Genomic DNA, 525 nt, shown 5'->3' with positions numbered 1-525 from the left:
CCTTCGGCGGCCGGCACGGCTTCGGCCGTGACCGGTGCCAGCGCGGCGACCTGGGCCTCCTCGGCGCGCGGGGTGCGTTCCGTGCGCGGGCCGCGGTTGCCGCGTTCACCCCGTTCGGCGCGTTCGCCACGCTCGGCTCGGGCTTCGCGGACTTCGCCTGCTTCCGGGTTGTCGCGACGGCCGTCGCGGCGGTTCTCGCCACGGGCTTCGCCCTTTTCCGGACGGCCTTCGGCGCGCTGGCCGTTGCGGCTGCGTTCGCCGCGCTCGCCGCGTTCCGTGCGTTCACCACGCTCGCTGCGTTCACCGCGCTCACCACGGCCGCCGCGGCGGCCGCCTTCACGCTTGTCGGGCGAGGCCGCGGCCGGCGTTGCCGGCGCGGGGGCTGCGGCTTGCGCCGCCGGTGCCGGGGTCGGCTCGGGCATCGCGAGCATGCGCTTGACCCAGCCGAAGAAGCCGCCACCCGCGGCTTGCGGGGCGGGTGCCGCCGGGGCGGCCGGCGCGGCAGCCACGGGGGCCGGCGCCGGA

1 pseudogene is annotated in these 525 nt (G+C 78.7%); it reads right to left on the bottom strand.

What is annotated here, in order from left to right:
* A pseudogene (locus CKO43_RS25625) lies at positions 1–509 on the bottom strand (Rne/Rng family ribonuclease); the annotation flags it as partial.
* Positions 510–525: the final 16 nt, after the last annotated feature.

It is taken from the genome of Rubrivivax gelatinosus, from assembly GCF_016583785.1.
In the GTDB taxonomy this organism is placed as follows: Bacteria; Pseudomonadota; Gammaproteobacteria; order Burkholderiales; family Burkholderiaceae_C; genus Rubrivivax; species Rubrivivax gelatinosus_B.
This window is presented reverse-complemented; position numbering and strand designations above follow the sequence as displayed.